24 protein-coding genes are annotated in these 25,746 nt (G+C 73.7%); 22 read left to right on the plus strand and 2 right to left on the minus strand.

Annotation, left to right across the window (positions count from 1 at the left end):
* Window positions 1–149: 149 nt before the first annotated feature.
* On the plus strand, window positions 150–2,582 hold the full coding sequence (locus tag AB0447_RS00915; RefSeq protein WP_366474249.1) for a SpoIIE family protein phosphatase: 2,433 nt from the start codon (window positions 150–152) through the stop codon (window positions 2,580–2,582).
* Between the two features lie 158 nt (window positions 2,583–2,740).
* On the opposite strand, the gene AB0447_RS00920 is transcribed toward AB0447_RS00915, so the two are convergent.
* Complete coding sequence (locus tag AB0447_RS00920; RefSeq protein WP_366474250.1) at window positions 2,741–3,193, minus strand: DUF4383 domain-containing protein; 453 nt, start codon at window positions 3,191–3,193, stop codon at window positions 2,741–2,743.
* A 612-nt stretch (window positions 3,194–3,805) separates the two neighbouring features.
* Between AB0447_RS00920 and AB0447_RS00925 the strand changes: the two genes are divergently transcribed.
* From AB0447_RS00925 to AB0447_RS00960, 8 genes are all read left to right on the plus strand, one after another.
* Entirely contained in the window at window positions 3,806–5,146 is a 1,341-nt protein-coding gene (locus tag AB0447_RS00925; RefSeq protein ID WP_366474251.1) for an MFS transporter, read from the plus strand.
* 106 nt (window positions 5,147–5,252) lie between these two features.
* A complete protein-coding gene (locus tag AB0447_RS00930; RefSeq protein WP_366474252.1) occupies window positions 5,253–6,146 on the plus strand; it encodes an oxygenase MpaB family protein in 894 nt (297 codons plus the stop codon).
* Between the two features lie 170 nt (window positions 6,147–6,316).
* Window positions 6,317–7,309 (plus strand): short-chain dehydrogenase/reductase, encoded by a 993-nt coding sequence (locus AB0447_RS00935; protein ID WP_366474253.1) that lies wholly within the window; start codon window positions 6,317–6,319, stop codon window positions 7,307–7,309.
* A complete protein-coding gene (locus AB0447_RS00940) occupies window positions 7,288–7,749 on the plus strand; it encodes an SRPBCC family protein (RefSeq protein WP_366474254.1) in 462 nt (153 codons plus the stop codon). Before AB0447_RS00935 ends, AB0447_RS00940 begins: the two co-directional genes overlap by 22 nt.
* 43 nt (window positions 7,750–7,792) lie before the next feature.
* Window positions 7,793–9,415 (plus strand): NAD(P)/FAD-dependent oxidoreductase, encoded by a 1,623-nt coding sequence (locus AB0447_RS00945; protein WP_366474255.1) that lies wholly within the window; start codon window positions 7,793–7,795, stop codon window positions 9,413–9,415.
* Window positions 9,416–9,490: 75 nt separating this feature from the next.
* The gene (locus AB0447_RS00950; protein ID WP_366474256.1) at window positions 9,491–9,967 is read left to right on the plus strand and encodes a hemerythrin domain-containing protein; all 477 of its coding nucleotides are present in this window, start codon (window positions 9,491–9,493) and stop codon (window positions 9,965–9,967) included.
* Window positions 9,968–10,047: 80 nt separating this feature from the next.
* The gene (locus AB0447_RS00955; protein WP_366474257.1) at window positions 10,048–10,419 is read left to right on the plus strand and encodes a hypothetical protein; all 372 of its coding nucleotides are present in this window, start codon (window positions 10,048–10,050) and stop codon (window positions 10,417–10,419) included.
* 82 nt (window positions 10,420–10,501) lie between these two features.
* Complete coding sequence (locus tag AB0447_RS00960) at window positions 10,502–11,206, plus strand: DUF6766 family protein (RefSeq protein ID WP_366474258.1); 705 nt, start codon at window positions 10,502–10,504, stop codon at window positions 11,204–11,206.
* 21 nt (window positions 11,207–11,227) lie between these two features.
* On the opposite strand, the gene AB0447_RS00965 is transcribed toward AB0447_RS00960, so the two are convergent.
* Window positions 11,228–12,412 (minus strand): zinc-dependent alcohol dehydrogenase, encoded by a 1,185-nt coding sequence (locus AB0447_RS00965; RefSeq protein ID WP_366474259.1) that lies wholly within the window; start codon window positions 12,410–12,412, stop codon window positions 11,228–11,230.
* 176 nt (window positions 12,413–12,588) lie between these two features.
* On the opposite strand from AB0447_RS00965, the gene AB0447_RS00970 reads away from it, so the two are divergent.
* The 13 genes from AB0447_RS00970 (at window position 12,589) to rfaE2 (ending at window position 25,746) form a co-directional block, all read left to right on the plus strand.
* Window positions 12,589–13,398, plus strand: coding sequence for an SDR family oxidoreductase (locus AB0447_RS00970; protein ID WP_366474260.1), 810 nt, complete (start codon window positions 12,589–12,591; stop codon window positions 13,396–13,398).
* 195 nt (window positions 13,399–13,593) lie between these two features.
* Window positions 13,594–13,986, plus strand: a complete 393-nt coding sequence (locus tag AB0447_RS00975) for an ATP-binding protein (RefSeq protein ID WP_366474261.1) — start codon at window positions 13,594–13,596, stop codon at window positions 13,984–13,986.
* A 140-nt stretch (window positions 13,987–14,126) separates the two neighbouring features.
* A complete protein-coding gene (locus AB0447_RS00980) occupies window positions 14,127–14,603 on the plus strand; it encodes an STAS domain-containing protein (protein ID WP_366474263.1) in 477 nt (158 codons plus the stop codon).
* A 154-nt stretch (window positions 14,604–14,757) separates the two neighbouring features.
* Window positions 14,758–15,504: an SDR family oxidoreductase gene (locus AB0447_RS00985; RefSeq protein ID WP_366474264.1), complete on the plus strand. Its 747-nt coding sequence runs from the start codon at window positions 14,758–14,760 to the stop codon at window positions 15,502–15,504.
* A 292-nt stretch (window positions 15,505–15,796) separates the two neighbouring features.
* Window positions 15,797–16,759, plus strand: coding sequence for an NAD-dependent epimerase/dehydratase family protein (locus tag AB0447_RS00990; RefSeq protein ID WP_366474266.1), 963 nt, complete (start codon window positions 15,797–15,799; stop codon window positions 16,757–16,759).
* Between the two features lie 142 nt (window positions 16,760–16,901).
* On the plus strand, window positions 16,902–18,566 hold the full coding sequence (locus AB0447_RS00995) for a carbamoyltransferase C-terminal domain-containing protein (RefSeq protein ID WP_366474267.1): 1,665 nt from the start codon (window positions 16,902–16,904) through the stop codon (window positions 18,564–18,566).
* On the plus strand, window positions 18,563–19,657 hold the full coding sequence (locus AB0447_RS01000; protein ID WP_366474268.1) for a glycosyltransferase: 1,095 nt from the start codon (window positions 18,563–18,565) through the stop codon (window positions 19,655–19,657). The genes AB0447_RS00995 and AB0447_RS01000 overlap by 4 nt, the downstream gene beginning before the upstream one ends.
* Complete coding sequence (locus AB0447_RS01005) at window positions 19,654–20,343, plus strand: HAD-IIIA family hydrolase (RefSeq protein WP_366474269.1); 690 nt, start codon at window positions 19,654–19,656, stop codon at window positions 20,341–20,343. Before AB0447_RS01000 ends, AB0447_RS01005 begins: the two co-directional genes overlap by 4 nt.
* Window positions 20,340–21,413: a glycosyltransferase family 9 protein gene (locus AB0447_RS01010; RefSeq protein ID WP_366474270.1), complete on the plus strand. Its 1,074-nt coding sequence runs from the start codon at window positions 20,340–20,342 to the stop codon at window positions 21,411–21,413. Before AB0447_RS01005 ends, AB0447_RS01010 begins: the two co-directional genes overlap by 4 nt.
* The gene (locus AB0447_RS01015) at window positions 21,410–22,375 is read left to right on the plus strand and encodes a glycosyltransferase (protein ID WP_366474271.1); all 966 of its coding nucleotides are present in this window, start codon (window positions 21,410–21,412) and stop codon (window positions 22,373–22,375) included. Before AB0447_RS01010 ends, AB0447_RS01015 begins: the two co-directional genes overlap by 4 nt.
* Window positions 22,372–23,622: a glycosyltransferase gene (locus AB0447_RS01020; protein ID WP_366474272.1), complete on the plus strand. Its 1,251-nt coding sequence runs from the start codon at window positions 22,372–22,374 to the stop codon at window positions 23,620–23,622. The genes AB0447_RS01015 and AB0447_RS01020 overlap by 4 nt, the downstream gene beginning before the upstream one ends.
* Before the next feature lie 97 nt (window positions 23,623–23,719).
* Window positions 23,720–24,361 carry an SIS domain-containing protein gene (locus AB0447_RS01025; protein ID WP_366474273.1) on the plus strand — a complete coding sequence of 214 codons (642 nt, stop codon included), beginning with the start codon at window positions 23,720–23,722 and terminating at the stop codon, window positions 24,359–24,361.
* Window positions 24,358–25,746, plus strand: coding sequence for a D-glycero-beta-D-manno-heptose 1-phosphate adenylyltransferase (gene rfaE2 / locus AB0447_RS01030; RefSeq protein WP_366474275.1), 1,389 nt, complete (start codon window positions 24,358–24,360; stop codon window positions 25,744–25,746). Before AB0447_RS01025 ends, rfaE2 begins: the two co-directional genes overlap by 4 nt.

Consider the following 25,746-nt stretch of genomic DNA (forward strand, 5'->3'; position numbering starts at 1 on the left):
GCCCCCGCTCCGTCACCGCAGGGTTCACGCAACGTAGTCGGGGCCGGCCCTTTCGGCCGGCGTTCCGACTCGCCCGAACGGTCCCGGGCGCGACAGCATGGAGAGAGGCGGTCGGCCTGCGGGACGTCCTCGGAGAGGCGATACAGACAGTGACCAGGCATCGCTTTACGTTCTGCGGGGCTGAGCTCGCCGCTGTCTATGTGGTCGCCGACCAGGACAGGGAACTGCATCTGGCCGAGTTGACCGGAAACCGCGGCGTCCTTTACGGACTGCCCGCGATCCTCGCCGTGGCCAGTCATTCGCCCGCCGCCAATGCCTTCCGCTCCGGCCGCCCGCTGTGGCTGACCCCCAAGGAACTCGCCACGTTCGTCGAGGACGATCCCCACCACTTCCCCACCCGGGTTCGGGGCGCTGACCCCAACTCGCCGGCCAGGATCTCGCTGGGCGCGCTGCCACTGGGCCACGGCGACCAGGAGCTCGGGTGCCTGATCGTCGCCGGCGAGGTCGGGGACGGATTCAGCGCCGACGACCGCAGCCTTCTGGAGCTTTACGCCGATCAGGTGGCCGCCGGACTCGAATCGGTCGCCGTTCGCTTCGCCGGGCGCAGAGCCCCGCAGGCACATCTGGGTCAGTCCCTGGTGCCTCACCAAGGCGGCGCGTTCATCCTGCAGCTGAGTACCGGCCGCATGGAGGCCCACGCGCATGTGCTGGAACTGCTCGGGCTGACTCCCGAGCAGTTCGACGGGCAGGTGGAGACCCTGCTCGCCTGCGCCGTCCCCGACGACATGCCGGCACTGATGGCGATCGTGGAACCGGACCGGTTGGCCGCCGCCGGACAGCAGCTGGCGTTCCGTATCCGCCGCCCGAACGGCGAGCTGCGCTGGCTGGGGCTGCGTTGCCGTGTGGAGGTCGACCCCGATGGCACACCGCAGCGCGTCCTGGGTGTGGTGGCCGATGCCACCTATCTGCGCCCCAGCGCCGACGAGGTCTCCCTCGTGCAGCGGCTGTCGGCCACGCTGGCGGGAGCGGCGACCATCCGAGAGGTCAGCCGGCTGGTCGTCGCCGCCCTGCGCGAGCCGCTCGGCGCCTCCCGGGTCGCGGTCGGCGAACTGGAGTCCGAGCGGCTCGTAGTCACCGCCCTCGACCCTCCGGAGCCGGATGCCTGGCCCGAGGTCTGGCGCTCGGAATGGCGGTCCGAGTGGCCCGACGCGTCGCTCAGCGACCTGCCCACCCTGCACAGCGCGCTGCGTGGGGGGCATATGAGTCTGTGGCCGCCGGGTGCGGCTCTCGAGCCCGGACTTCTGGGTGTCGGGCCCGGTGGTCTCGCGGTGCTGCCGCTGCCCGCCGAAGGCAGGATGGTCGGAGTGTGTCTGGTGGGGTGGGACGGGGAGCACCGGTTCGGACCGGAGGAGCGGTCGCTGCTGACCGCGACAGCGGGGCTGGTGGGGCAGGCTCTGGTGCGCGCCCACGCACTGGACGCGGGCCACGAACTCGCCACCATGCTCCAGCGCAGTCTGCTGCCCCGCAAGCTTCCGGAGCTGCCGGGCGGGGTCGCCGTCGCCCGGTACCTGCCCGCGACGGCGGGACTCGAGGTCGGCGGCGACTGGTATGACGTCATTCCACTCAGTGACGGTCATGTGGCGTTCGTCATCGGGGACGTACAGGGGCACAGCGCGGGAGCCGCCACCATCATGGGCCAGATGCGTACGGCGGTCAGAGCCTACGCGGTCGAGGGCCACCCGCCCGATGTGGTGGTCGCGCGGGCCAACCGTCTGCTCGTCGGCATGGAGACCGATCTGTTCGCCACCTGCGGGTATGTGGACCTGGACATGGAGGAGGGCATCGCCAGGGCCGTACGGGCCGGCCATCTGCCGCCGATCCTGCGCCACCCCGACGGCGTCACCGAGGAGATGGCGGTGGAGGGCGGGCCTCCACTGGGCGTGCTCGCGGAAGCCGAATTCCCCATGACCGAGGTGGGATTGCTTCCCGGAACCCTGCTCGTCCTGCTGACGGACGGCCTGGTCGAGTCCGCCAGGCTGCCCCTGGAGGAGGGCATGCGGCGGGTGTGCGATGTGCTCGCTGCGGCCGACCCGGTCGATGCCGGAGGGGTGGCCGACGAGTTGGTCGTCGGTGTCGGCCGTCGCGACGACGATGTGGCGCTGCTGTTGCTGCGCTACGACGGCACAGGGGGCCGGCCGATGAGGAGCCACTGGACGGTGTGGCGGCTGCCCAAGGCGGTCATGCACGCCCGCCGCTTCACCGCGCGCACCCTGCGGTCCTGGGGGGTGGTGGAGGAACTCGACGCGGCGCTGCTCGTCGTGTCGGAGCTGGTCACCAACGCCATCGCGCACACGCAGGGCGAGGTGGGGATGGATCTGATCCTGTCGACGGACCGGCTGCGGATCGCCGTGAACGACGCGTCGCCGCGCAGCCCCGTCAAACCGGTGTCGGTGAGCTGGGAGTCGACCGGCGGTCGCGGGCTGCTCATCGTCGAGGCGACGACGATGGCCTGGGGCTCGGTGCCGCTCAGCGGCGGCAAGCAGGTGTGGGCCGAGATCCCCTGGCACCGCGCCAGCGACTGAGGCGGAGGGCGAAGGCCCGCTGCCCACGGCCGCGCCGAGCCTCAGCAACCGCCCGGCCGGCAGCCCCGGGACGGGGCACGGGCCCAGGAAATCGATGCCCGCTCGCCCACCGGTGACCACCGCCGACAACGCATCGGCGGACGGCCCCGCCGAGGCCCTTAGGGGACGCGGCGGCGCGCGCGGCGGCCGAGCAGGGCGCCGAGGGCGATCATGCCGAGGCCGAGGGCGAGGTGGAGCCAGTTGTCCGCCTCGTTGACCGGTACGAAGTTGGCGGCGCTGTCGCGGTCGATGAGCAGGCCGAACAGCCACAGCGCGAGGTAGACCACTCCGCCGCCGATCAGGAAGCCGCGGGAGCCCTGCCAGCTCTGCGACAGCACCAGACCGGCGACGCCGAACAGCAGGTGGACGATGTTGTGCAGCACCGAGACCTGGAACACTCCGAACAGCTGCGCGTCGGAGTGGTGCCCGGCGAAGGTCATGGAGTCGTAGTCGCTGGTGATGCCGGGGATGAAGCCCAGCACGCCCACGAGCAGGAACACCGCACCCACCAGGAGCGCGGCCTGCTGGAGCGGGGTACGCGGGGCGACGGCTGCGGGACGATGCGTTGCCATGGGATGACCTCTCTTCCCTGCAAGGCAGGCCGGCTCGGGGGCCCGCGCACCGGGCGGCGGCGTGACCAGGGTGCATCCTGCGCCTGCCGCTCCGCGCCTGCCCGGATACGGCGGCCCTATGCGGCATGATCCGTCCGCGGAGCGACGGTCCCGGGCGGCAGCCTGCGCCCGCGCCGTACGGGCTGACGACCACCACCGGGGCGGCGACGCGGAGCTCCGAGGCTTCGACGACGGATGAGGAGAACGCTCGCCCGCTTCCGGTGACCGCGGTCACTGCGCGGGCGGGCCGCGGTTCCTGTGAGCAAGCCCACGCGGGCCCCCAATGCCCCGACGCGGCGGGTGATTTGGGCTCCGTGACCCCTGCATCGGACGGGTCCGGGCCGCCGCCGCGAATCGGCGTCTGCCACGATGGTTCGGCGGGACGGAGAGATCCCTCCGAGCCGAGCTCCCCCAGCCACCCCCACCGCCACCGCGGTGGGCACGCCGGAGCACGCCGGACATCCCGTCCCCCCGTTTCCTGCCCTCGCCGAACAGCCGAGCCGAGCCCTGCGCTCCTTCAGGTACCCCACTGTGTCTTCCTCGCCGCCCTCCCCTGCCACCACGCCGCCATCCGTGACCCCCGACCGCTCGCCCTGGCGCTCCCTGCGCTACCGCAGCATGCGCTGGTGGTCCGTGGCCCACTTCGTCTCCAACGCGGGGACGTGGATGCAGCTCACGGTGCAGAACCTGCTGGTGCTGCAGATCACCGGCTCCGCCGCCGCGACGGGGCTGTCCATCTCCGTCCAGGCCGCCCCCGGCCTGCTGATGGGGCTCGTCGGCGGCGCCGCGGTGGACCGGTGGCCGCTGAAGCTGACCGCTGCCGTGAGCCAGGCCCTGCTGGGAGCCGTCGCCTTCGTCACCGCCGTCCTGGTGGCGCTCGGCCAGCTCAACCTCGGTGTGCTGATGGTGCTGGCCGCCGTAACGGGCCTGATCGCCACGGTCGACGGCCCCGCCTGCGCACTGCTGGGCAACGACCTGGTCCGTCCCGAGGACGTGCCCTCCGCCATCGGTGTGGGCTCGCTGGTCCACAACGCGGGCCGGCTCGCGGGCGCCGCCCTCGGCGGCATCACCGTCGCCTTCCTCGGTACGGCGGCCGCCTACGCGGGCAACGGCCTCTCCTTCCTCTTCGTCGCCGCGGTGATCCCGTTCCTCAAGCCTGCCGGGGAGGCGTGGGGCGCAGCGCGGGCCGGAGCGGATGCCACGCCGCCGGCTGCCGACCCCCTGAAGAAGAGCGCGGCGGAGGCGCCCGACGCAGCGGGGGCCGAGATGACCGCACGCCAGGGACTCACCTTCTTCCTGAGCCGCCCCCGCCTGGTCGCGCTCGCCGCCATCAGCGGGATCAGCGCCCTCTTCGGGCGGAACTACGGGCTCACCCTGGCCGTGCTGGTCACCGGCCCCCTCGCGGGCGACGCCGCCGCCTTCGGCACGGTCTCCACCGTCCTGGCGGCCGGCGGCATCATCGGTGCGGTGCTCGGCGCCCGGCTGCGCAAGCCCACCGTGCGGATGGTCGGCGTACTGGCTGCGGCCGGAGGCCTCCTCCAGGTGACGGCGGGGCTGTCCCCCTCCCTCGCCGTACTGCTGGTGCTCGTCCTGCCGATGGCGGTCGCGGAGTCCGTCTCCGACACCGCCGGGACCACCGTGCTGCAGACGGATCCGCCGGCGCACCTGCGGGGCCGGGTCCTGGGCGTGTGGAGCAGCGTGCGCACGCTGTGGAGCCTGGCCGCGCCGCCGCTGCTCGGGCTGCTCATGGAAACGGCCGGTGTACGGGGCGCCCTGGTCATCGGCGGCCTGGTCACCGCCGCCGCGATCGGTTCGGGCTTCCTGCTCCGCAGCCGCCGTACCTCCGTCCAGGTGCGCTGCCTCTCCGACGGCAGCCCGGCGGCACTGCGCCCGGGCCTGAGCACCGCGGCCTGACGGGCCTGGGGAACGCGGTCGGCGGCACACCGGTCTCGGCCGCGGTCCCGGCCCCAAGTGCGGCCACCTGCTGACAGGCACCGGACCGGAAGACCACAATGGGTGGATGGCAGTGGCCGCACCTGTGCTGGCCGGGCTGCGCGAACAGCTCGGCCGTGAACTGTTCTCCCGCGTCGCCGGGCCCGCGGGACCGGCGAACCGTGCGCGCATCCACGGCACGCCCGGCCCGCGCTGGTTCGGGCCGGACCGGCCGGTGCGGGTCGTCCACGGCGACGCCTCGATGTTCATCGGCGGACTGCGGGCGCTGCTGCTCCAGTCCCTGCACCCGCTGGCCATGGCCGCGGTGTCCGGGCACTCCGGGTACCGCGGCGACCCCTGGGGGCGGCTCCAGCGCACCAGCACCTTCCTCGCGGTCACGACGTACGGAACGGCCGAGCACGCACAGCAGGCCGTCGACCGGGTGCGGGCCGTCCACGACGGGGTGCGCGGAACCACCGCCACCGGCGAGCCGTACCACGCCGCGGACCCCCACCTGCTGGCCTGGGTCCACATCGCCGAGATCGACAGCTTCCTGCGCGCCCACCAGCGGTACGGCGCGCACCCGCTCGACGGACCCGGCTGTGACGCGTACATCGCCGACACCGCCCGGGTGGCCGCCGCGCTCGGTGTGCCGGATCCCCCGCTCGACCGGGCCGCTCTGCAAGGGCGGCTGGCCGCCTACCGGCCGGAGCTGCGCGGCACCCCCGAGGCGCGGGACGCCGCCCGCTTCATCCTGCTCCACCCGCCCCTGCCGCCGGCCGCCCGCGCCCCGTACGCCCTCCTCGCCGCGAACGCCGTGAGCATGCTGCCGCGATGGGCCCGCGCGGAGCTCGGCCTGCCCTGGCTGCCGGCGCCGCTGGAGAAGGCCTGCGTACGGCCCTCCGGGCATGCGATGACCGCCGCCATCCGCTGGGCGATGGCCACCCTGCCGCCGGCGGATCTCAGCGGTGCCGCCCGCTGACCGACGGACGGCGGAGCCGGCCCTGGCCTTCGTGCCGCCATCCGCGACATCGGTCGTTCAACGCCGCCCGGCCAGGGGGCCCGGTCCGTCGGGGCGCCGGTGAGCCCCGGTGGCCGGTGCGGCGCGGTGCCGCGTGTGTAGGAGTCGGCCGGACGGGCAGACGCCCCGCCATGAGAACCCGCGTCCGGCGGTACCGCACGGACGACTCCGGACCCCTGCAGGGCCGGGTCGCCGTGGTCACCGGTTCCGCGCGCGGCCTCGGCGAGGGCTTGGCCTACGCGATGTCCCGGCGCGGCGCCCGGCTCGCGCTGGTCGGCCTCGAAGGGGAACGGCTGGCCCGGCTGGCCGCGGAGCTGCCCGGCCCGGCGGCCCACTGGCACGCCGACGTGACCGACGCGGACGCGCTCGCGGCGGCCGCCGAAGCCGTGCGGCACACCCTGGGCGAGCCCTCCGTGGTCGTCGCCAATGCCGGTGTGGCTCTCGGAGGCCCGCTGCTGGAGTGCGACCTCCGGACCTGGCGGCGGGTGATCGACATCAACCTCGTCGGCAGCGCCCTGACGGCGCGCTGCTTCCTGCCCGGTCTGCTGCGCACCCGCGGCTACTACCTCCAGGTGTGCTCCCTGGCGGCCCTGGCACCCGCGCCGCTCCTCACGGCCTACTGCGCCTCGAAGGCCGGCGCGGAAGCCTTCGCGCACGCGCTGCGCGCCGAGGTCGCACACCGGGGCGTAGGAGTCGGCATCGCCTACCTGAGCTGGGCCGACACCGGCATGATCCGCGAAGGCGACAGGACCGCGGTCTTCCGCGAGCTGCGGGCCCACCTGCCCTGGCCCGCCTCCGCCGTCCACGACACGGCCCCCTTCGTCCGCTCCATGGTCCGCGGCATCGAACACCGGTCGGCACACATCTACGCCCCGCCCTGGCTGCGCGGCGCACAAGCGGCGCGTGCCTGCCTGCCGTCGGTCGTCGCGCACCGCTCCCGGCAGGTGCTCGCCGCCCGCCGGGACGGCCCCCTGCCGCCCACCGGCCTCCTGGGGCCCGGCGGCGCTGCCGCTGCCGCTGCCCCCCAAAGCGGTACGACGGAACTTCCGGGACCTCCGGAACTTCCGGACCAGAACCCATCCCTGCGCCCTGGGGAGGAACCATGGCCGTACGACACCAACTGATCCACGCCGCACCGCGCCAGGTGTGGGCCGTGCTCGCCGACGGCTCGCGCTACTCCGACTGGGTGGTCGGCACCAGCGATTCGCGCGTCGCCCGCGGCCTGTGGCCCGAGCTCGGCTCCGCCCTCGAGTACACCGTCCGGATCGGGCCGTGGACGGCTTCCGGCGCCACCGTCGTCCGGCGGGTGAACGCCCCCGACGAACTCGAGCTGGAAGTCGACGGTGGTCCCGTCGGGACGGCCCGGGTGGCGATCGAGATCCGCCCCTGGGGCGAGGAATCCCTGGTCATCGTGGACGAGCACCCGCTCCGCGGGATCGGCGGCGCCCTGCACAACGCTGCGCTCGACGCACTCATCCAGCTGCGCCACCGCGACATGCTCAGGCGGCTCGCGAACGTGGTGGAGGAGTCCGCCGGAGCCGGCGAACACGAACGGGTGTCATGACAACGGGGCCCATGACAACGGGTTCCATGAGGAAGGAGGCGCGATGTCGGACGCCGTGGTGATCGGAGCCGGGCCCAACGGTCTGGTCGCCGCCAACCTCCTCGCCGATGCGGGCTGGAGCGTCGAGGTGCTCGAGGCACAGCCCGAACCGGGCGGCGCTGTACGCAGCGACCGCGGCGTGCACCCCGACTACGTCAGCGACCTGTTCAGCGCCTTCTACCCGCTGGCCGCCGCGTCGCCCGTCATCGCCTCCCTCGGCCTGGAGCGCGAGGGCCTCGTCTGGAGCCACGCCCCGCGGGTGCTCGCGCACCCGATGGCTGACGGCCGGTGCGCAGTGCTGGACCGGCTCCCGCACGACACCGCCGCCGGGCTGGAGGAGTTCGCGCCCGGGGACGGGGCGGCCTGGACGAACCTGTGCGCGGTCTGGGAACGGCTCGGCCCCGACATCGTCCGCGGCCTGTTCACGCCCTTCCCACCCGTTCGTCCCGCAGTCCGCCTCCTGGGCGGAGTCCGCAGGGCGGGCGGGCTGGGGCTCGTACGGCGGCTGCTGTTGCCCGTACGACGGCTGGGCGAGGAGGAGTTCCACGCCGAAGCGGGGGCCCTCCTCCTCGCGGGCAACGCCCTGCACGCCGACCTTCCGCCGGAGGCGGCCGGCAGCGGCGGATACGGATGGCTCATGTCGATGCTCGGCCAGCACCACGGTTTCCCCGTCCCCGCCGGCGGCGCCGGCGAGTTCACGGCCGCCCTGGTGCGGCGGCTGGAGCGCCGGGGCGGTGCAGTGCGCTGCTCCACGCCGGTCGTCGAAGTCGGCGTGCGCGGCGGCCGTGCCGTCGGGGTGGTGACCGCCTTCGGGGAGCGGGTGCCGGCCGGGCGGGCCGTCCTGGCCGACGTATCGGCCCCGGCGCTGTACGGGTCCCTGGTCGGCGAGGAACACCTGCCCGACGGGCTCCTGCGGAGCCTGCGGCGCTTCGAGTGGGACTTCGCCACCTTCAAGGTGGACTGGGCCCTGGACCGCCGCGTGCCCTGGACCGCCCCGGAGGCCGCGACCGCCGGCACCGTCCACCTGGCCGACGGCATCGACGGCCTGACCGCCTTCGCCGCCCGCATCGCCATGGGACTCGTACCCGAGGATCCGTTCCTGATTTTCGGTCAGATGACCGCGGCCGACGCCACCCGGTCACCGGCGGGGACCGAGTCCGCCTGGGCCTACACGCACCTGCCGCACCGCATCAAGGGCGACGCGGGCGGCCAGGGTCTGACCGGACGCTGGGACGGCAGCGAGAGCGCGGTGATGGCCGACCGCATGGAGGAGGTCGTCGAGCGCCATGCCCCCGGCTTCCGCGCGAGCATCATCCGGCGCCGGATCCTGGCCCCGCCCACCATGGAGGCCATGGACGCCAACCTGCGGGGCGGCGCCCTCAACGGCGGCACGGCCGCCCTGCACCAGCAGCTGGTCTTCCGGCCCGTCCCCGGCACGGGACGCCCCGAAACACCGGTCAAGGGCCTCTTCCTCGCATCGGCGTCCGCCCATCCGGGCGGCGGTGTCCACGGCGCGCCGGGAGCCAACGCGGCCCGGGCGGCCCTGCGACGGCACCTGCCGACGGCCCTGACCGGGCACCGCCGCAGACTGGTCCACTTGGGCGGCAGCGCTCCCTTCCGGCGGTAGGGAGCGCTGCCCTCGGGTAGGGAAATGCGTGGAATGCGCTGTTTCCCACCGGTCCGAGCTGCTTGGAGGATGTACATGGACGCGATCGTGCTCCTGCGAGACGACCACAAGACGGTCGAGAAGCTGTTCAAGCAGTTCGAGAAGACCGGGGACGAGGACACGGACGAACGGCGGAGGATCGCCGACCGGGTCGTCGAGGAGCTGACCGTCCACGCCTGGATCGAGGAGCAGATCTTCTACCCCGCTGCCCGCGAGGCCGCGCCGGACACCACCGACCACATCCTGGAGAGCATCGAGGAGCACCATGCGGTCGTGTGGATGCTGTCGGAGATCAAAGGGATGGACGCGGCCGACGAACGGTTCAAGGCGAAGATGAGCGTGTTGATGGAGAACGTCCGCCACCACGTGGAGGAAGAGGAGAAGGAGTGGTTCCCCGACGTCCGCAAGGCCATGGGACGCAACCGGCTCACCGAGCTCGGTGAGCAGCTGGAAGCCGAGAAGCCGAAGGCGCCGCGGGATCCACTGGTCGTGCCCAGCGCCGACAGCCGATGACACCGGGAGCCCGCCCGACCCGCCCGACCCCCCCGACCCGTGCGGCTCTGCGGACGGCCGGCGCCGGAGCCCTGGCAGCGGTGCTGGGGGTGTTCCTGTCGGGCTGCGGGGCGGCCGGGGCGCGCGTGAACGGTGCCCGGGACGCCGGCCGTGCCTTCGAGCAGGCGCTCGCTTCCCGGGACTACGGGGCAGCGTGCGACCTGCTGGCCCCCGAGACCCGCGCGCAACTGGAAGAGGACGAAAAGCAGTCGTGCGCCCAGGCACTGGAGGGCCAGGAGCTGCCGACGCCGGGGGCGGTGAACGGCGCAGAGGTCTACGGGCGCCAGGCCCTGATCCGCGCCGAAGGCGAGACGCTGTTCCTTTCGCGGTTCAGCGGGGGATGGAGGGTGGTCGCGGCAGGGTGCACGCCGCAGCAGGACAAGCCGTACCAGTGCCTCGTGAAGGGCGGCTGAGCATGCGGGGTCTCTTCGTTGCCTGCCTGGTCGTGATCGTGGGCGGGCTGGGGTACTTCATCGCGATCGGAGCGATGTACCGATGAGCGGAAGCGGGCAAGGGCGCCGGGAGCACGGGAGTTTCTGGCGGGACAACAGTCTCACCCTCGCCTTCGGCACGGCGTTCCTGCTGGTCCTGCTGGGACAGGCGCTGGCCGGGCAGGCCGAGTTCAACGGGCAGCTCACCGACGACGGTCTTCAGCGGATCGGCCTGGGCGAGTACGTGATGTCCTCGGACTTCGCCGTGGACGTCACCGAGAACTGGCAGTCGGAGTTCCTCCAGTTCTTCCTGTTCATCTTCGGCACCGTGTGGCTGGTCCAGCGGGGGTCACCGGAGTCCAAGAAGCTCCACAAGATCGGTACCGAGTCCGACCGCGAGCAGCGGATGGGTGATCACGCGAGCGAGGAGTCGCCGCGCTGGGCCGGTACGAAGGACTGGCGGCAGCGGGTGTACTCGCGCTCGCTGGGCCTGGTCATGGGAGCCCTGTTCGTGCTGTCCTGGCTGGCCCAGTCGATCTCGGGCGTGGCCGCGTACGGCGAGCAGCAGCTGCGGCAACTCCAGGACCCCGTCGGATGGGGTGCCTATGTGGCCTCGCCGGATTTCTGGAGCAGGACCTTGCAGAACTGGCAGTCGGAGCTCCTGGCCGTGGCCGCCATGGTCATCCTGTCCGTCTACCTGCGCCAGCGGGGATCGCCCGAGTCCAAGCCGGTCGGCTCCCCCCACACGGCGACCGGGGTCGAGGGCTGACCACGGAGCACCGGAGCCCGGTCAGGGTTTGAACAGGACCTTGACCGCGCCGTCCTGCTTCTTCTGGAACATTTCGTACGCCTGGGGGGCCTCGGCGAGAGGCAGGCGGTGGGTGGCGAAATCGTCCACGCCGAGCGGGTCGCCGTCCGTGAGCAGTGGCAGCAGGTCGCCGACCCAGCGCCACACGTTGGCCTGGCCCATGCGCAGCTGGATCTGCTTGTCGAACATGGTCAGCAGGGGCATCGGGTCGGCCATGCCCCCGTACACGCCGGCCAGGGAGATGGTGCCGCCCCGGCGTACGAGGTCGATGGCGAGATGGAGCGCGGAGAGGCGGTCCACGCCGAATCGCTGCATCATCCTGGCGGCCAGGGCGTCCGGCAGCATGGTGGTCAGATGCTGGGCACCCTTGGCCACGGGTGCACCGTGCGCTTCCATGCCGACGGCGTCGATGACGGAGTCCGGGCCGCGTCCGTCGGTCAGCGCCCGCACCTCGTCGACGATGTCCGCGCCGTAGGTGTCGAGGTCGAGGGCGTGGACGCCGTGTGCGGCGGCGCGGCGCAGCCGATCGGGGACGAGGTCGATGCCGATGACGAGCCCCGCTCCGCGGTGTGCGGCGATGCGGGTGGCCATGTCTCCGATGGGCCCCAGGCCGAGTACGGCGACGGTGCCGCCGGGTGGGACCGCGGCGTACTCCACGGCCTGCCAGGCGGTGGGCAGGACGTCGGAGAGGTACACGAAGCGGTCGTCGGGTCCGTCGTTCGGCACGGGGATGGGCAGGGTGTTGCCGAAGGGGACGCGGAGGTATTCGGCCTGGCCGCCGGGGACCTGTCCGTAGAGCTTGGTGTAGCCGAAGAGGGCTGCACCACTGCCGTGTTCGTGGACCTGTGTGGTCTCGCACTGGGAGTGCAGGCCATGGTTGCACATGTGGCAGGTACCGCAGGAGATGTTGAACGGGATGACGACCCGGTCGCCGGGCCGCACGCGGGTGACCTCGGAGCCGACTTCCTCCACGATGCCCATGGGTTCGTGCCCGAGGATGTCTCCGGCGTCGAGGAAGGGACCGAGGACCTCGTAGAGGTGCAGGTCAGAGCCGCACAGGCCGGTCGTGGTGATCTTCACGATCACGTCCGTGGGGTCTTTGATCACGGGGTCGGGCACGGTGTCGACGCGTACGTCGCGTTTGCCGTGCCAGGTCAGGGCCTTCATGGCGACTCCTGGGTAGGTGGCCTGCCCCCCGCTCCGGTCAGGCCCTGCGCCTGCCCCCCGGTGCCGGTCGAAAACACCCCCCGCACAGCACGGACGCCCCGGATGATCACGGCGGTTCCGGGTAGCCGTCCGGCGTGGGGAGGCCGTCCCAACCGATCAGAACGAAGGATTCGCACATGACCACTCCCTTTGACTTCACGCCCAGGTCCGCCGTGGTCACCGGCTCGGACTCGGGCATCGGACGGGCCGTCGCGGTCCGGCTCGCCGAAGCGGGCGCCGACATCGGCATCACCTGGCACCGCGACGAGCGGGGAGCGCAGGAGACCGCCGAGGAGGTACGGGCCTGCGGGCGCCGCGCGGTGGTGGCCGGACTCGACCTCACACGCCTGCCGGCCGCCGCGGACGTCATCGACGAGCTGGCCGAAGAACTCGGAGGCATCGACGTCCTGGTCAACAACGCGGGGACCGGTACGGCCACGCCCTTCCTCGACCTGGAGCTCGACACCGTACGAGAGGTCCTCGACGTCGACCTCGTCGGCCCGCTGCTCTGCAGCCAGCGGGCGGCACGGCGGATGATCCGCCAGGGCCGCGGCGGCCGGATCGTCAACATCACCTCGGTGCACGAGCACCAGCCGCGCGTGGGAGCCGCGCCGTACTGCGCGGCCAAGGGCGGCCTGGGCCTGCTGACGCAGGTGATGGCACTCGAACTGGCCGAGCACGGGATCACCGTGAACGCCGTCGCGCCCGGGGAGATCGCCACCCCGATGACCGGCCAGGAGGACCGGGACGTCCGCAAGGAGGCCAGGCCCGGCATTCCGGTCGGCCGCCCCGGCGACGCGCGCGAGGTGGCGGCCGTGGTCGCCTTCCTGGCGGGCCCGGACGCGTCGTACGTGACCGGGGCGTCCTGGACGGTCGACGGAGGAATGCTGCGGATGGGTCCCATGGCGGGTTCGCACCTGGACCACGACGGCTGGCGCCGCCCCTGACCGGCGCCCGCACGCGCTCGGCGTACGGGCCTTCGCGCTCCCCGCGGCGGAGGCCGGCACGGCGGCTCTGCTCTCCCTCGGCGGACTGGCCCGGGTATTTCCCCGCCATCGAGGCATGGGTGGCGCCCGAGTGGGCAGCCGCAGCATCTGGAAAGCGGCAGTTTCGCCCATGCCCACATGCAAGGGAGAGCACCGATGACTCTCCATCTCCAGCGGCACTTCGACCTGCACCGGCCGACGGCAGCCGCTGATTCCCGCCGGGCCGCCCGGCGTCTCTTCGACACTGCTCTGTACGCCGGCGAGTCGGTGGAACCCGCGGTCGTGGACACCACGCTGCTGCTGGTCAGTGAGCTCGTCACCAACGCGGTGCGCCACACGGACGGCGACTGCTCGCTGGATCTCGAGTTCGACGAGGACGGCATCGGCATAGACGTCACCGACTTCAGCACCGCCGAACCGCGTCCCAGGCGGCCGGACGACCGGGGCGGAGGCGGGTGGGGGTGGAACCTGGTCAACCGGCTCGGCTCCGACGTGGCCATCCGGCACCGGGAGGGTGGAAAGACGGTCCACGTGCGCGTCCCCTGCTGATTCCGGCAGGGGCAGTCCGGCGCGGGAAGCCTGGCCGGAGGCGGCTTGCCGGGCCCGGATCCTTGGGGTCAGTATCGGAGGTGAAGCCGGGCCCGTCGCCGGCGTCGGTGCAACGGCCCCTTCCCGGGGAGGTGAGACGCATGGAACCCGACTTCCACGTCGCGGTACGGCGCTACGGGCCGACCCTGCACCTGGCCCCCGTCGGTGAGCTGGACATCGAGGCCGAGCCCGTCTTCGCACGGGTGCGGGACCGTCTCGACTCCCATGTGGCGGTGGTGGTCTGCGACATGCAGCGCGTCTCGTTCATGGACGTCACGGGCATGAACTGCATGCTGGCCCTCGCCCACTACCTCCAGGTCCGGGACACCGCGTTCTTCACCTACAACTGGTGCCGGCAGCCGCAGCGGCTGCTGGACCTCGTGGACCGCATCGAGGCCGCGCATGCGCCGAGGCCCGCCGGCGGGCGGCCCGCCGCGACCGCCGCCCTGCGCCGCACCCTCGGCGCGCGGGCGCAGGCGGGGCGTGGCCAGGGCGCCAGTGGGGCCCGCGCGGACCGGACGCCGGTCGAGGCGGCAGGTGGCCGCGGCTTCCTCCGAAAGGCCCGTACACGGGGCTGAGCCGGTGCCGTCGCACGCGCGGTCCGGCGGCCGGCCGGACGGGCACGCGTCGAGGTGGCGTAATCCGGCATGCCCGCAGCCCCTCGGCTCCCCACAGTGGGTAAGCGGGCGGCGGCGGCCGTCGCCGCGCCCACGACCGAGGAACGGTGATGCGATGAGCGGCGTCGTGTATGGAGACCTCCGGGGCAGGCAGGCCCTGGTCACCGGCGGGGCCCGGGGCCTGGGCGCCGCGATCTCCCGGAGACTGGCCGAGGCCGGCGCCTCCGTGCTGGTCGCGGACGTACGCAAGGACCTGGCGGAAGAGCTGTGCGCCCGGCTGGAGGCATCCGGGGCCCGCGCCCGGTTCGTCAGGATGGACGTCTGCGATCCCGAGGCGGTGGCGGCCGTCGTGGGGGACCTGGAGGAGACGGGCCAGAGCGTGGACATCCTCGTCAACAACGCGGCCGTGGACGTCTCGAAGGCGATCGAGCACCTGACGGCGGACGAGGTGACCCGGGTGGTCACGACCAACCTCCTCGGGCCGATGTACCTGTGCCTGGAGGTCTACCGGCGCATGGTCGCGCAAGGCGGAGGGCACATCGTCAACATCCTTTCGACGGCGGCGAACCGGACGTGGACCGAGGCCGGACCCTACTCGGCGAGCAAGTCCGGTCTTCGCGCCTTCACGCACACCCTCTTCAAGGAAGCCCAGCGGGACTGCCCCGGCATCGGCATCACCGGCATCATCGCGGGCGGCATGGAAACGCCGTTCATCATGGAGCGGTTCCCGGACGCCGACGTCTCGATGCTCCAGAGCCCCGAAGTGGTCGCCGACACGGTGCTGTACGCGCTGTCCGTGCCGGCCGGGAGCGCGGTGTCCGAGCTGGTGGTGGTGCCCCGCACGGAGCCGTCCTGGCCCTGAGACCAAGACGACGACCGCGGCAGCACCGGCGTGATGCCCGTTCGCACCGTTCGCACCGTTCGCACCGTTCAGCGCCCGGCGGCGCCCGAGTCGGCCCGCGCGCTCACGCTCCGTGTTTCACCCCAATGCCCGTCCCCGGGTGCCGACCCCGGCGGGCGCCAAGAGGCTGGACCCGTCCACGCTCCGGCCGCGTCCCCCGACCGGCTGCCCCGCCCCCCGGGCGGCCCGTCCGTCCTCCGGACGAACCCTTGGGGCGGGACTCCGAGTTCCGCTGCGTCAGAGGAGATTCCCCATGGACAGCACCGTCCCGCGCCGGTGGGAGCACGCGGTCGTCACCGGTGGCTCCGGTTTCGTCGGCTCCCACCTGTGCACCGCCCTGATGGACGCCGGGACCGACGTCACGTGCGTGGACGACTTCAGCACCGGGCGGCGCGAGAACATCCGGCATCTGCTGGACCGGCCGGGCTTCGTCTTCCAAGAGGCCGACGTCTCACAGCCGTTCGACGTCACCAGGCCCCCCGACCTCGTCCTGCACTTCGCCTCGCCCGCCTCGCCCGCCGACTACCTCCGGCTGCCCCTGCACACCCTGGAGACGGGCAGCCTCGGTACGCGCAACGCCCTGGCCCTCGCCCACGGAGCCGACGCCCGCTTCCTGCTCGCGTCCACGTCCGAGGTGTACGGCGATCCGCAGGAGCATCCGCAGAGCGAGCGCTACTGGGGCAACGTCAACCCGGTGGGTCCGCGGAGCGTCTACGACGAGGCCAAGCGCTTCGGCGAGGCGCTGACCACGGCCGAGGCGGGCGTACACGGCACCGACACGGGCATCGTGCGCCTGTTCAACACCTACGGGCCGCGGATGCGCGGCTACGACGGCCGCGCCGTCCCCACCTTCATCCGGCAGGCACTGGCCGGCGAGCCGCTCACCGTCACCGGCGACGGCCTGCAGACCCGTTCGCTCTGCTACGTGGACGACACCGTACGAGGCATCCTGGCCGCGGCGGCCGACGGCATGCGCGGCCCCGTCAACATCGGCAACCCGACCGAGATCACGATGCTGGAGCTCGCCCGCTGGATCATCCGGCTCACCGGCTCCCCGTCCGAGATCCGCTACATCGAGCGTCCGACCGACGACCCTGCGGTGCGCTGCCCGGACATCACCCTGGCGCGCGACAAGCTCGGCTGGGAGCCGGTGGTGACGGCCGAAGAGGGCCTGCGGCGGACCATCGCCTGGTACCGCGAGCACACCGCCGACTGATCCACGGCCGACTGGTCCACGGCCACTGCCCACGGTCACTGGTCCACGGCCACTGTCCACGGCCGCCGGGCCGAGTCCCCCGCGACCCTTCGGAGCCCCCCGCGGGGCTCGGTGCGACGCTCACCGAAAGGCCTGTCCCCTCATGCGCATTCTCGGGATCAACGCTCTGTTCCACGATCCGGCGGCGGCGGTCGTCGTCGACGGACGAACCGTGGCGGCTGCGGAAGAGGAACGATTCTCCCGACGCAAGCACGGCAAACGGCCGGTGCCGTTCTCGGCATGGGAAATGCCGGAGCAGGCCGCCGCCTGGTGTCTGAAACGGGCCGGTCTGCGCCCTCAGGACCTCGACGCCGTGGCCTACTCCTTCGACCCGGAGCTCGCCCGGGCCGCGCACATCATGGGGCTCGACGACCCCTGGGACCACCTGCGCCTGACCTACGCACGCCAAGCGCCCGGATTCCTCGCAACGGCCCTCCCGGGCCTCGACCCGGGCATCGTCCGCTTCGTTCCGCACCACATGGCCCACGCCGCCTCGGGCGCCTTCGCCGCCGACGATGCGCAGACCTCCTCCGTCCTGGTCCTGGACGGACGGGGCGAACGCGCCTCCCACCTCGCGGCCCGTCGGGTAGGGGACCGGATGGAACCGCTGCACGCGCAGGACCTTCCGCACTCCCTCGGCCTGGTCTACGAGGAACTCACCGGACACCTCGGCTTCCTGCGGTCCTCGGACGAGTTCAAGGTCATGGCGCTGGCCTCGCACGGCAGGCCCCGCATGCTGGCCGAGCTGCGCCGTCACGTCTACCCCACGGGTGACGGCGGCTTCCACGCCACCGGCGTCCCCTGGCACGAACTGTGCGCCCCGCGCGGCCCCGAGGAGCCCTGGACCCAGGACCACGCGGACGTCGCCGCCAGTGCCCAGGCCGTCCTGGAGGAGACGATGCTCGACCTCGCGCGCTGGCTCCACGGCCAGACGCACGACGAACTGCTGACCCTCGCCGGGGGAGTCGCGCTCAACTGCGTTGCCAACTCCCGCATCGCGCGTGAGGGCCCCTTCTCCCGCGTGTGGGTCCAGCCCGCCGCCGGCGACGCCGGAACGGCCCTGGGCGGAGCCCTGTTGCTCGCGGCCGGCTCCGGTGAGGAAGTGGAGCCCATGGCCGGCGCCGACCTGGGCCGCGACTGGTCCGACGCGGAACTCGGCGCGTTCCTCAAGACGGCGGCCGTCCCCTTCGACCGCCCGCCCGACATCGCGGAGACCGTGGCACGGGCGCTGGCCGACAACGCCATCGTGGCCTGGTTCCAAGGGCGTTCGGAGTACGGGCCGCGCGCTCTGGGACACCGCTCGCTGCTGGCGCACCCCGGCCACGCGGGCAACCTCGAACGCCTCAACGACGTCAAGGGCCGCGAGCAGTTCCGGCCGGTCGCCCCGATGGTGCTGGCCGACCGGGCGGCGGAGATCTTCGACGGCCCGATCCCCAGCCCCTACATGCTCTTCGTCCACGACGTGGCGCCGCAGTGGCGCGAGCGCATCCCGGCCGTCGTGCACGTGGACGGAACGGCCCGGATCCAGACCGTCGACCCCGCCTCCGAACCGCTCGTGGCCCGCATGCTCGGTTCCTTCGAGCAGCTGACCGGGCTGCCCGTCGTCGTCAACACGAGCCTCAACACGGCGGGTCGGCCCATGGTCGACGACCCCCGCGAGGCACTGGAGTGCTTCGGCTCCTCGCCGGTGGACCTCCTGGCCATCGGCCCCTACGCGGTCCGGCGCGGCGCCTTCTTCCGCCAGGGCGAGGACGAGTGGTCACGATGACCGGGAGGACCGGGACCACGCGACACGTCGGCGCCACCACGGTGCCCGAGTACGCGGTCGTGATCCCCACACTCGGCCGCCCCAGCCTGCACACCTGCCTGACGGCGCTGGCGCGGGCCGCCGGGCCGAAACCCGCCGCGATCGTCATCGTGGACGACCAGCGTCCGGGCAGCGGCGGCTCCGTGCACGCCCAGGTCCCCGACGAGCTGAGAGCCGTCACCACCGTGGTGTCCGGGGGTGGCCGCGGTCCTGCCGCCGCCCGCAATACGGGGGCACGCACGGCGGGTGCCGTGGAATGGATCGCCTTCCTCGACGACGACGTCGTCCCCGGCGCCGACTGGTGCGAGGCGCTGGCGCGCGACCTGGCCACCGCGTCCGGCCGTACGGCGGGCGTCACGGCCCGCATCACCGTGCCCCTCCCGCCCGATCGCAGGCCCACCGACTGGGAACGCGGCACGGCGGGCCTGGCCACCGCCCGCTGGATCACCGCGGACATGGCGTACCGCCGGGAGGCCCTGGAGAGCGTCGGCGGCTTCGACGAACGCTTCGGCCGCGCCTTCCGGGAGGACGCGGACCTCGCGCTCCGCGTGCTCGACGCGGGCTGGACCCTGGCCGCGGGCAGCCGCCGCACCACGCACCCCGTCCGGCCCGCGGACCGCTGGGTCTCCCTGCGCCAGCAGGCGGGCAACGCCGACGACGTGCTCATGACCCGGCTGCACGGCCGCGACTGGTGGGGTCGCGCCGCGGCTCCGCGCGGGCGCCTGCCCCGGCACCTCCTCGTCACCGGGGCGGCCGTGGGGGCCCTCGGCTGCGCCGTGCTGCGCCGGCACCGCCCCGCCGCCCTGTGCGCAGCCGGCTGGCTCGTCGGCTGCGCGGAGTTCGCCGCGGCCCGGATCGCGCCGGGACCGCGGACCCGCCGGGAGGTCTCCACCATGGCGGTGACGAGTGCGCTGATCCCCCCGGCGGCCACCTGGCACTGGCTCAGGGGCCTGTTCGTGCACCGCCGCGCCGCTCCGCTGGCGACGTCGGCCCGTCCACCCCGGCACGCGGACGCGCCGGACGCGGCCGCCGCAGCGCGGGTCCGGGCATGACCGGCCCTCCCCACCCGGCCGGTGCGCGGCCCGGGGCGTTCGACGACGGCCCGTGGCTGTTCGACGGACCCGCGCGCGCCGCGGCGCCGGGGCCGCGCCCCGCACCCGCCGGCAGCGGCGACCGGGGGCTGCCCGCCGCCGTGCTCTTCGACCGCGACGGCACCCTGGTCGTCGACGTCCCGTACAACGGCGATCCCGCCCGTGTGGTGCCCATGGCTTCGGCCCGGGCCGCAGTGGCCGCGGTCACCGCCCTCGGCATCCCGGTCGGAGTGGTCAGCAACCAGTCGGGCGTGGCCCGCGGGCTGCTGACCCGCCGCCAGGTCGAAGCCGTGCGCGAGCGGGTGGACGCCCTCATCGGGCCGTTCTCCGTCTGGGCGGTCTGCCCGCACGGCCCCCACGACGGGTGCGGCTGCCGCAAGCCCGCCCCCGCCCTGGTCCTCGCCGCCTGCGCACGGCTCGGCGTACCGCCCGGCCGGACCGTGGTCATCGGAGACATCGGCGCCGACATGGAAGCCGCCCGCGCCGCCGGGGCCCGCGGAGTACTGGTGCCCACCGCCCTCACCCGCCCCGAAGAGGTCCGGCGGGCACCGGAGTCGGCCCCCGACCTGATGGCGGCCGTACGCCTGGCCCTGTGGGCCGGAGCGGCGAGTGCGGGGTGTCCCCGGACCCCGGGCGGCGTGCGGTGAGTCAGCCGCGCACCCTCGTCGTCCGGCTGGACAGCGCGGGCGACGTCCTGCTGGCCGGCCCCGCGGTACGGGCCGTCGCGGCGGGCTCCTCGTACACCGCGCTGCTGTGCGGTCCGCAAGGCGCACCCGCGGGCCGGCTGCTGCCCGGCGTCGACGACGTCCTGGTGTACGACGCCCCCTGGGTCGGGCTGGAGCCCGCGCCGTTTTCCGAGCAGGCCTGGCTGGAGCTCGCCGCCACGGTGGCCGCCGCACGCTTCGACCGGGCGCTCATCCTGGTCTCCCACCACCAGAACCCGCTTCCGGCGGCCCTGCTGCTCAGGCTCGCCGGGGTGGCGTGGACGGCGGCCGACTGCGAGGACTACCCCGGCGCACTCCTCGACCTGCGCCACCACCGGGCCCCGCACCGCCACGAGGCACGGGCCGCGCTGGATCTCGCCGCCGACGCGGGCTTCCCCCTCCCGCCGGGCGACACGGGCACCCTGCGCGTCACCGATCCGCCCGACACCACCGGCCTGACCGGTCCCGCCCCGTACGTCGTGCTGCACCCCGGAGCCGCGGTCCCGGCCCGCGCGTGGAGTCCCGCGCGCGCGGCCCGGGCCTGCGCGGCCCTGAGCGCCGCCGGACACCGGGTCGTCGTGACGGGCGGCCCGGCGGAACGGGAGCTGACCGCCCACGTCGCCGGCCGCCACGCGCTCGACCTCGGCGGGGCCACGGGCGACCTGCGGTGCCTGGCGGGCGTACTGGCCGGGGCCGATGTCGCCGTGGTGGGCAACACCGGCCCCGCACACCTCGCCGCCGCCGTCGGAACCCCGGTGGCCTGCCTGTTCGCCCCGGTCGTACCGGCCGAGCGCTGGCGCCCGTACGGGGTACCGCACGTTCTGCTGGGGGACCAGGAGGCACCGTGCCGCGACACCCGGGCACGGCGCTGCCCCGTGCGCGGACACCCCTGTCTCGACGGTGTCCCGGACGCGGAGGTCCTCAGGGCCGTGGCCCGGCTCGGCGGCCGCACGGTGCCCACGGCGGCCGCCGCGGACGACCCAACGGAATCGGAGCAAGGAGCGAGCGTATGAACATCCTGCTGTGGCACGTGCACGGGTCGTGGACAACGGCGTTCGTCCAGGGGCCGCACACCTGTCTGGTCCCCGTGACCCCGGGCCGGGACCCGGACGGACTGGGACGCGCCCGCACCTTCTCCTGGCCCGATTCCGTGCGCGAGGTCACCCCCGAGCACCTTCGGGACACCCCCGTGGACCTCGTGATCCTCCAGCGCCCGCACGAGCTGGAGCTCGCCGCGCGGTGGCTGGGAGGACGCCGCCCCGGCCGGGACCTGCCCGCCGTCTACCTGGAGCACAACGCCCCGGCCGGCAACGTCCCGGCGACCAGGCATCCGTACGCGGACCGCGACGACCTGACGCTCGTCCACGTCACGCACTTCAACAGGCTCTTCTGGGAGAACGGCTCCACCCGCACCGAGGTGATCGAGCACGGGATCGTCGATCCCGGCCACCTCTACACCGGCCGTCTTCCGCGGGCCGCGGTCGTCGTCAACGAGCCCGTCCGCCGCGGCCGGTACACCGGGACCGATCTGCTGCCCGCACTGTCCGCGGCGGTCCCCCTCGACGTGTTCGGCATGCGCACGGAAGGGCTCGCGGCCCACCTGGGCGTGCCCGCCGACCGCTGCCGGAGCGCGGACCTCCCCCAGTCTGCACTGCACGCCGCGATGGCTCAGCGCAGGCTCTACCTGCACCCCGTGCGGTGGACGTCCCTCGGGCTGTCCCTCCTGGAGGCGATGCACCTCGGCATGCCCGTGGTCGCACTGGCGACGACGGAGGCCGTGGAGGCCGTCCCGCCCGGCACCGGGGTCCTCTCGACGCGCCCCGAGGTGCTGGCGCGCGCCGCCCGCCGCTATCTGGAGGATCCGCAGGCCGCGGCCGAGGACGGTGCGCGGGGACGTCAGGCCGCTCTCGAACGGTACGGGCTCAAACGCTTCCTGGCCGACTGGGAACGGGTGATGGCGGAGGCATGCTCATGAGGCCAAGTCCGCATGCCGCCGGCCGTGCTTCCGGCCGGCTGTCGATCGCCCTCGTCTCGGAACATGCGAGTCCGCTCGCGGCCATGGGCGGGGCGGACGCCGGCGGACAGAACGTGCACGTCGCCTCCCTGGCCCGGGCACTCGCCGACCGCGGCCACCGCGTCACCGTGTACACCCGCAAGGACGCCCGCGATCTGCCGCAGCGCAAGCGCCTGCGGGCGGGCGTGGAGGTGCACCACGTGCCCGCCGGTCCGGCCCGGCACATTCCCAAGGACGAACTCCTGCCCCACATGCCGGCGTTCGGCCACTACCTGACATGGCAGTGGCAGGAGCAGCCCCCCGATCTCGTGCACTCCCACTTCTGGATGTCCGGGCTGGCCGCGCTGGCCGCCGCGCGGGAACTGCGGCTGCCGCTGCTGCACACCTACCACGCGCTGGGTACGGTCAAGCGGCGCCACCAGGGCGGGGCCGACACCAGCCCCCCGTCCCGGATCGCGTGCGAGCGGCAGGTCGGTCTGCACGCCCACCGGATCGTCGCCACCTGCCGCGACGAGGCCGCCGAGCTGGCCCGGATGGGGATCCCGCCCGACCGCGTCGACATCGTGCCGTGCGGGGTGGACCCCGAGGTGTTCACCCCGGACGGCCCGGCGGTCGAACGCGGTCCCCACCGCCACCGGCTCGTGCAGCTGGGCCGCATGGTCCCGCGCAAGGGCGCCGCCGTGTCGATCGCCGCCCTCGCCGCACTGCCCGACACGGAACTCGTGGTGGTGGGCGGGCAGGCCGGGGACCGCGCCGGCGACGACCTGGAGGTGCGCCGCCTGCGCGCGATCGCCCACGAAGCGGGGGTCGCCGACCGCGTGCACTTCACGGGCGCCGTGCCCAGCGCGGAGGTTCCGACCGTCCTGCGGAGCGCCGACGTGGTGCTGTGCCCCGCGGACTACGAGCCGTTCGGCATCGTGCCGCTGGAGGCGATGGCCTGTGGCAGGCCCGTCGTCGCCAGCGCGGTGGGCGGCCAGCTCGACACCGTCGTCGACTTCGTCACCGGCCGGCTGGTGCCGCCCGGCGACCCGGAGGCTCTCGCGGCCGCCGTGAGCGCTCTGCTCGCCGACCCGGCCCGGCGTCTGAGCTGCGGGGCGGCGGGCCGCCAACGCGTGCTGAGCCGCTACAGCTGGGCGAGCGTCGCCGAGGCGACCGAGGCGGTGTACCGCTCGGTACTCGCCGCCCGGCCGGCCGCGGCGGTGATCTGAACCCGGCACCGATCCCCACGCACCGACCACGCACCGCCGACGACCGAAGGAGGCACGGACACGGACGCACCGACCTGCTGCGACCTGTCCGACCGTCATGAGCGAACACCACATGAGGGAAGACGCGCATCGGCACTGCCAGTCGCTCCAGGACGCCCTGGACCGGCTCCGCCGTGACGGCCTCGACCGACTGGCCCACTGGGGCGACCGGCTGGCCGCCATCCTGCCGGCGGGCGGCCGCCTGCTGGCCGCGGGGAACGGCGGCAGCGCCGCCCAGGCCCAGCACCTGACAGCCGAACTCGTCGGCCGCTACCGGAAGGAACGGCCCGCGTACTCGGCCATCGCCCTGCACGCCGAAACCTCCAGCCTGACCGCCATCGGCAACGACTACGGCTACGAGCACGTGTTCGCCCGGCAGGTGTCCGCCCACGGCCGCCGCGGAGACGTGCTCCTCCTGCTGTCCACGTCCGGCCGCAGTGCCAACCTGATCGCCGCCGCCGCGACGGCACGCAGCGCCGGCCTGCACGTCTGGGCGATGACCGGCCCAGCCCCCAGCCCGCTGGCCGACATCGCCGAGGAGACGCTGTTCATCGACGCGTCGAGCACCGCCACCGTCCAGGAAGCCCACCTGGTGGCCGTCCACCTGCTGTGCGAGAACTTCGACGCGGCCGCCGGCCGGGCACGGGGCCGGCCCACCGGGACCCACCAGCCGATGGCCGCCGCCCCGAGGCCGCTGTGAGCGCGCCCGGGCCGCTGGTCGTCGTCGGGGACGCCCTGCTCGACCAGGACATCGAAGGCTCCGCGACGCGTCTGTCGCCCGACGGCCCCGCCCCGGTCGTCGACGTCACCGAGGACCGGTGCCGTCCGGGCGGCGCCGGACTCGCGGCGGTCCTGGCAGCCCGTGAAGGCCGCGAGGTCGTCCTGATCACGGCGCTCGGCGACGACGAGGCCAGCCGGACGGTACGGCGTGCCCTGCGCGGCCGGGTCACGCTCGTCGAACTGCCCCTGACCGGGGAACTCCCCGTCAAGACCCGGGTGATGGCGGGCGGGCGGCCGCTCGTCAGGATCGACCGGGGCGGCGGCCGGCCGGGCGCACCGGACGACGCCGTACGCGAGGCGCTGGCGTCGGCCGGGGCCGTCCTCGTCGCCGACTACGGCCGCCACGCCGCACACGCCGTACGCGAGCAGCTCGCGGCCGCGGCCCACCGGGTACCGCTGGTGTGGGACCCCCACCCCAAGGGCGACGATCCGGTACCCGGAGCGCGACTCGCGACACCCAACGCCGCCGAGGCGCGTGCCCTGTGCCCCGGCGACGGCACCACCCTGAGCGACGACGCCCTGCGCGGCGCGCAGCTCGCCGAGCGGTGGGCGGCGGCGTCGGTCGCCGTGACGCTGGGCGAGCGCGGAGTACTGCTGACGAGCCCGGGCCAGGACACGCCGATGCTCGTCCCGCCGCCCTACCGGGCCGTCGGAGACCCCTGTGGAGCCGGCGACTGCTTCGCCGCCACCGCGGCCGCCGCCCTCGCCGACGGGGCCCTGCCCGGGGAGGCCGTGGAACGGGCGGTCGCCGAAGCGTGCGCCTTCGTGGCGGCCGGGGGCGCGGGCAATCCCGCCCTGTGGCACGCGCGGGCCGCCGCTGACGAGACCCTTCCGTCGGACGCCTTCGCCCTCGCCCGGAGCGTCCGGGCCCGAGGCGGGACCGTCGTCGCGACCGGCGGATGCTTCGATCTGCTCCACGCCGGCCACGTCGGGCTGCTGGAGAGCGCCCGGCGCATCGGCGACTGCCTGATCGTATGCGTCAACTCCGACGCGTCACTCACCCGCCTCAAGGGACCCGGCAGACCGCTGACGCCCCTCGCGGACCGCATGCGCGTACTCGGTGCCCTCGGCAGCGTCGACGCCGTCGTGGCCTTCGAGGAGGACACACCCGCCGCGCTCCTGACGGAGCTGCGGCCGGACGTGTGGGTCAAGGGAGGCGACTACGCGGTCGACGACCTTCCCGAGGCGGCCGTGCTGCGGGAGTGGGGCGGGCAGGCCGTCGTCCTGCCCTACCTGGCGGGCCGCTCCACCACGATGCTGGCCGGCCGGGCGGCGAGGGCGGCCGCCACAGTCACGGGACTGTGA

Source organism: Streptomyces sp. NPDC051211 (assembly GCF_040689505.1).
In the GTDB taxonomy this organism is placed as follows: Bacteria; Actinomycetota; Actinomycetes; order Streptomycetales; family Streptomycetaceae; genus Streptomyces.

Coding starts and splice junctions, on each gene's coding strand:
- AB0447_RS00995 (WP_366474267.1), top strand. CDS start 16,902: ATGCGCATTCTCGGGATCAACGCTCTGTTCCACGATCCGGCGGCGGCG.
- AB0447_RS00975 (WP_366474261.1), top strand. CDS start 13,594: ATGACTCTCCATCTCCAGCGGCACTTCGACCTGCACCGGCCGACGGCA.
- AB0447_RS00985 (WP_366474264.1), top strand. CDS start 14,758: ATGAGCGGCGTCGTGTATGGAGACCTCCGGGGCAGGCAGGCCCTGGTC.
- AB0447_RS00920 (WP_366474250.1), bottom strand. CDS start 3,193: ATGGCAACGCATCGTCCCGCAGCCGTCGCCCCGCGTACCCCGCTCCAG.
- AB0447_RS00940 (WP_366474254.1), top strand. CDS start 7,288: ATGGCCGTACGACACCAACTGATCCACGCCGCACCGCGCCAGGTGTGG.
- AB0447_RS00965 (WP_366474259.1), bottom strand. CDS start 12,412: ATGAAGGCCCTGACCTGGCACGGCAAACGCGACGTACGCGTCGACACC.
- AB0447_RS00945 (WP_366474255.1), top strand. CDS start 7,793: ATGTCGGACGCCGTGGTGATCGGAGCCGGGCCCAACGGTCTGGTCGCC.
- AB0447_RS00930 (WP_366474252.1), top strand. CDS start 5,253: ATGGCAGTGGCCGCACCTGTGCTGGCCGGGCTGCGCGAACAGCTCGGC.
- AB0447_RS00950 (WP_366474256.1), top strand. CDS start 9,491: ATGGACGCGATCGTGCTCCTGCGAGACGACCACAAGACGGTCGAGAAG.
- AB0447_RS00980 (WP_366474263.1), top strand. CDS start 14,127: ATGGAACCCGACTTCCACGTCGCGGTACGGCGCTACGGGCCGACCCTG.
- AB0447_RS00970 (WP_366474260.1), top strand. CDS start 12,589: ATGACCACTCCCTTTGACTTCACGCCCAGGTCCGCCGTGGTCACCGGC.
- AB0447_RS01020 (WP_366474272.1), top strand. CDS start 22,372: ATGAGGCCAAGTCCGCATGCCGCCGGCCGTGCTTCCGGCCGGCTGTCG.
- AB0447_RS00960 (WP_366474258.1), top strand. CDS start 10,502: ATGAGCGGAAGCGGGCAAGGGCGCCGGGAGCACGGGAGTTTCTGGCGG.
- AB0447_RS00990 (WP_366474266.1), top strand. CDS start 15,797: ATGGACAGCACCGTCCCGCGCCGGTGGGAGCACGCGGTCGTCACCGGT.
- AB0447_RS01005 (WP_366474269.1), top strand. CDS start 19,654: ATGACCGGCCCTCCCCACCCGGCCGGTGCGCGGCCCGGGGCGTTCGAC.
- AB0447_RS01025 (WP_366474273.1), top strand. CDS start 23,720: ATGAGCGAACACCACATGAGGGAAGACGCGCATCGGCACTGCCAGTCG.
- AB0447_RS01000 (WP_366474268.1), top strand. CDS start 18,563: ATGACCGGGAGGACCGGGACCACGCGACACGTCGGCGCCACCACGGTG.
- AB0447_RS00935 (WP_366474253.1), top strand. CDS start 6,317: ATGAGAACCCGCGTCCGGCGGTACCGCACGGACGACTCCGGACCCCTG.
- AB0447_RS01015 (WP_366474271.1), top strand. CDS start 21,410: ATGAACATCCTGCTGTGGCACGTGCACGGGTCGTGGACAACGGCGTTC.